Annotated in this window: 2 protein-coding genes; both read left to right on the top strand. The window is 71.6% G+C overall.

Annotation, left to right across the window (positions count from 1 at the left end):
* The first annotated feature begins 89 nt into the window (after positions 1-89).
* Complete coding sequence (locus OPU70_RS17480; RefSeq protein ID WP_498558344.1) at positions 90-4,664, top strand: ATP-dependent helicase; 4,575 nt, start codon at positions 90-92, stop codon at positions 4,662-4,664.
* Positions 4,665-4,698: 34 nt separating this feature from the next.
* A partial coding sequence (locus tag OPU70_RS17485) for an EI24 domain-containing protein (protein WP_498558345.1) occupies positions 4,699-5,504 on the top strand: 806 nt, incomplete at its 3' end.

Below are 5,504 nucleotides of genomic sequence, written 5' to 3' on the forward strand. Positions count from 1 at the left end.
CCCCCCCCACCTCGGATCACGCCTACCGCATGGTCGTCTCTGGGGACAACGGCCGCCCCGATGTCGGTGGCACGGGTGATGATGGACTGATGGGTGACGTGCTCGACCGCTTCACTCCTGCCACGCAAGACTGGTTCAGGGGTGCGTTTCCCGAACCCACTCCTGCGCAGGCAGGTGCGTGGAATGCCATCTCAGCCGGCAAGCACGCGCTCGTGGTGGCTCCGACCGGGTCGGGCAAGACCCTCTCGGCCTTCCTCTGGGCGATCGACAGCGTGTTCCGCGAGCGCACCGAGCAGCCCGCCAGGGCCAGAGACGGCTCGCGCACGCGCATCCTCTACATCTCGCCGCTGAAGGCTCTCGGCGTCGATGTCGAGCGCAACCTGCGCTCCCCGCTCATCGGCATCGGGCAGTCGGCCAGGCGCCTCGGCGTCGAGGCCCCCTCCGTGACCGTCGGCGTGCGGTCGGGCGACACGACGTCGAGCGACCGCCGCAAGCTGGTCTCCGATCCTCCGGACATCCTCATCACCACACCCGAGTCGCTCTACCTCATGCTCACCAGCCGCGCCGGCGAGACTCTGCGCGACGTGCACACGGTGATCATCGACGAGGTGCACGCGGTCGCCGCGACCAAACGCGGAGCACACCTCGCGGTGAGCCTCGAGCGTCTCGACGCGCTGCGCCGCACTCATGGCCATGACGAGCCGGCCCAGCGCATCGGACTGTCGGCGACCGTCCGCCCCATCGACGAGGTCGCACGGTTCCTCGGCGGCGCCGCGCCGGTCGAGATCGTCGCCCCGCGCGCATCGAAGACGTTCGAGCTGGGCGTCATCGTCCCGATGGACGATATGACCAATCCGCCGCCGCCTCCCGGGGCGCCGAAGGATGCCGGCGATGCCGCCGATGCGGAATACACCGAGGTCACCGGCTCCGTCTGGCCGCACGTGGAGGAGGCGATCGTCGACCGCATCCTGCAGAACAAGTCGACCATCGTGTTCTCGAACTCGCGAAGGCTGGCCGAGCGGCTCACCGGGCGACTGAACGAGATCTACTCCGAGCGCATCGGCGTCGCCCTGCCCGAGGCGTCGGTGCCGGCGGCCATGATGGCGCAGGCGGGTGCGACAGCCGGCGCCGACCCCGTGCTCGCCAAGGCGCACCACGGCTCGGTCTCGAAAGAGCAGCGGGCCCAGGTCGAGGAGGAGCTGAAGTCCGGCGTCCTTCGCTGCGTCGTCGCGACGAGCAGCCTCGAGCTCGGCATCGACATGGGCGCGGTCGACCTGGTGATCCAGGTCGAGGCGCCGCCCTCGGCAGCCTCCGGGCTGCAGCGAGTCGGTCGCGCCGGCCACCAGGTCGGCGAGATCAGCCGTGCGGCGCTGTTCCCCAAGCACCGGGGCGACGTACTGCACACCGCGATCGTCACCGAGCGGATGCTGGCCGGCAAGATCGAGGCGATACAGGTGCCGCGCAACCCGCTCGACATCCTCGCCCAGCAGACCGTCGCGGCAAGCGCCCTCGGCGAGATCAGCGTCGAGGAATGGTTCGAGACCGTGCGTCGCTCGGCGCCGTTCCAGTCCCTGCCGCGGTCGGCCTACGAGGCGACGCTCGACCTGCTCGCCGGACGCTACCCCTCCGACGAGTTCGCCGAGCTGCGCCCTCGCCTGGTGTGGGACCGAGACGCCGGCACGCTGACCGGGCGTCCCGGCGCCCAGCGCATCGCCGTCACCAGCGGCGGCACGATCCCCGACCGCGGACTCTTCGGCGTCTTCGTCGCCGGCGAGTCGACCGGTGCCCGCGTCGGCGAGCTCGATGAGGAGATGGTCTACGAGTCACGCGTCGGCGATGTGTTCACGCTCGGCACGACGAGCTGGCGCATCGCCGAGATCACGCATGACCGCGTCAACGTGATTCCCGCATACGGCCAGCCGGGCAAGGTGCCGTTCTGGCACGGCGATGGAATCGGCCGCCCGTTCGAACTCGGCGAGGCGCTCGGCAGGTTCTCCCGCGAGGTGTCGGCGGCCACTCCCGAAAAGGCCGCTCAGCGCCTGATCGACGCCGGTCTCGACGAGCAGGCCAGGATGAACCTGATGGCGCACCTCACCGAGCAGCGCGAGGCGACGGGCACCCTGCCGACCGACCGCACCCTCACGGTCGAGCGCGGGCGCGACGAGGTCGGCGACTGGCGGGTCATCCTTCACTCCCCCTACGGCATGAAGGTCCATGCTCCATGGGCTCTCGCGATCAACGCCCGCATCCGCGAGCGCCTCGGAGTCGAGGGCTCGGCGGTCGCGAGCGACGACGGCATCATCGTGCGCATTCCGGATGCCGAGGCCGAGCCTCCCGGCGCCGAGCTCTTCGTGTTCGACCCCGACGAGCTCGAGCAGCTGGTCACGCAGGAGGTCGGCGGATCCGCGCTGTTCGCCTCCCGCTTCCGCGAGTGCGCCGCCCGTGCCCTGCTGATGCCGCGGATGAACCCGAACAAGCGCACCCCGCTGTGGCAGCAGCGACAGCGCTCGGCACAGCTGCTCGAAGTCGCCCGCCGGCATCCGACATTCCCGGTGATCCTGGAGACCCTGCGCGAGGTGCTGCAGGACGTCTACGACCTGCCGTCGCTGCGCACGCTCGCGGTGTCGATCGCCGACCGACGCATCAGACTCGTCGAGACCCAGCCGTCTCAGCCGTCGCCGTTCGCGCGCGACCTGCTCTTCGGCTACGTCGGCGCATTCATGTACGAGGGCGATTCGCCGCTGGCCGAGCGTCGGGCGGCCGCCCTCTCGGTCGACCCGGCGCTGCTCGGCGAGCTGCTCGGCACGGTCGAGCTCCGCGAGCTGCTCGACCCCGACGTCATCGCGCAGTTCGAGCGCGAGGCGCAGCGCCTCGATCCCGAGCGCCGTGCGCGAGGTCTCGAGGGCGTCGCCGACCTGCTGCGGATGCTGGGTCCGATGGATGCGGTCGAGATCGACGCGCGACTCGACCCCGAGACCGGTTCGGCCTCCGACCACCTCGCCGCGCTGATCGACGCGCGCCGCGCGATCCCGGTCACCGTCGCCGGAACCACGCGCGTCGCCGCGATCGAAGACGCCGGCCGCCTGCGCGATGCGCTCGGCGCGGCGCTGCCCACCGGCATCCCCGTCGCGTTCCTCGAACCCCTCGCCGATCCGCTCGGCGATCTCGTCGCACGGTACGCCCGCACGCACGGCCCCTTCACGACGGATGCCATCGCGACGCGCTACGGCCTCGGCGCCGCGGTCGCGCGACACACGCTGCAGAGGCTGGAGCACTCGGGTCGACTGACCAGCGGCTACTTCCTGCCCGAGGCCTCCGGAACGGGCAACGAGACCGAGTGGTGCGACACCGAGGTGCTGCGCCGACTGCGGATGCGGTCGCTCGCCGCGATCCGAGGCAGCGTCGAACCGGTGTCGCCCGAGGCGTATGCGCGCTTCCTGCCCGACTGGCAGCACCTCGGTCGTCCGCTCGAGGGACTCGACGGCGTGCTCGCCGTGATCGAGCAGTTCGCCGGGGTGCCCATTCCCGCGAGCGCCTGGGAGTCGCTCGTGCTGCCCTCTCGAGTGCGGGACTACTCCCCCGCCCTGCTCGACGAGCTCACGGCCGCGGGAGAGGTGATCTGGTCGGGTCACGGCACGCTGCCCGGGCGCGACGGCTGGGTCTCGCTGCACCCTGTCGATCTCGCGCCCTTCACACTCCCCGAACCAGACGACGAGATCGCCGCCGATTCACTCGAGGCCCGGGTGCTCGCCGCACTCGAGGCAGGCGGGGCGTACTTCGCCGCCCAGCTGAAAGAGATGGCCGGCGCCGAGAACGAGCAGTCCGTGCTCGAGGCACTGTGGTCGCTGACCTGGGCGGGGCGCGTGACGAACGACACCTTCGCCCCGATCCGGTCGCTGCTGGCCGGGGGGTCGCAGGCTCACCGCGTGACGCGACGCGCCCCGCGCACCCGCACCTACCGGGGCATGTCGCTCGCGCGCACGGCGGCGCGCCCCTCATCGATCGGCGGACGCTGGTCGCTGCTCCCCTCGGTCGACACGGATGCCGCTCGGCGGGCGACCGTCACAGCGGGCCTGCTGCTCGACCGCTACGGCGTGGTCACCCGTGGCGCCGTGCAGGCCGAGGGCGTGCCGGGCGGCTTCGCCCAGACATACCGGGTGCTCGCGGGATTCGAAGAGGCGGGGCACTGCCGACGCGGTTACGTGATCGAGAGGCTGGGTGCCGCGCAGTTCGCGGCATCCGCCACCGTCGACCGCCTGCGCACGTTCGCGGGGCTCGCCGACCCGCCCCCGCGCAAGGCCGTGACGCTCGCCGCGACCGACCCCGCCAATCCCTACGGCGCAGCGCTCGGGTGGCCCAAGCGCGACGAGGTGTCGCATCGTCCTGGGCGCAAGGCCGGCGGCCTGGTGGTGCTCGTCGACGGTTCACTCGTGCTCTACCTCGAACGCGGCGGACGCACGGTGCTGTGCTTCACCGACGACTCCGAGGTGCTGCGAGCCGCGGGATCCGACCTCGCCGCGACGGCGCGCGCCCGGCGCCTCGACACCCTCACGGTCGAGAAGGTCAACGGCGAAGGCGTCTACGGCACCGAGCTCGCCCTCGCGTTGCAAGAGGCGGGGTTCGTCGCCACGCCCCGCGGCTACACGCTGCGCAAGGTGATCTGAGCGCCGCCATGACCGCTGCTTCTAGGCTGGACGCATGATCGGGGAGTTCGTCTACGGCATCCGCACGCTGCTGCGCGGCTTCGGGACCTGGCGACGCCGCCCCGGCCTGATGGCCCTCGGACTCGTACCAGGACTCATCGCGGCGCTGGTGCTTCTCGCCGGTCTCGTGCCGCTCGCGCTGTCGCTCGGGCCGATCTCCGACGCGGTGACACCCTTCGCCGACGGCTGGATCGCCGAGTGGCGATCGATCTTCCGGGCCGCTGTCGGCATCGTGATCTTCGCCGCGGCGCTCGCCCTGGCCAGCGCCGTGTTCAGCGCCCTCGCCCTGGCCATCGGCGACCCGTTCTACCAGCGCATCTGGCGGGCCGTCGAGGCTGACCTCGGCGACGCGCCGCCTTCCGACGGCGGCGGATTCTGGATGGCGGTCGGTGAGGGACTGCGGTTGGTGCTCCTCGGCATCCTCATCGCGATCTTCGTGCTGGTGCTCGGCTTCGTCCCTCTCGTGGGCGGCGTCCTCGCAGCGGTCGGAGGCGTCGTGCTGTCGGGCCGCATGCTCGCACGCGAGCTCACGCAGCGAGCCTTCGACGCCCGCGAACTCACTCCCGCCGACCGTGCAGTGCTGTTCCGCGGCAATCGCGCGCGGGTGCTCGGCTTCGGCGTCGCGACGCAACTCTGCTTCCTGATCCCCGGGGGTGCGGTGGCCGTCATGCCCGCCGCCGTGGCAGGCGCCACGACTCTCGCCCGCACCATGCTCGAGCGCACGCCCCTGGCGCAGCAGACCTCGCCTCCGCTCGCGGCCCTGCAGCCGGCACAGCGCGCGCAGCCCGCACAGCCCGCGCC

This window comes from Microbacterium sp. SWDP-B6 (genome assembly GCF_059803615.1).

Coding starts and splice junctions, on each gene's coding strand:
- OPU70_RS17480 (WP_498558344.1), top strand. CDS start 90: ATGGGTGACGTGCTCGACCGCTTCACTCCTGCCACGCAAGACTGGTTC.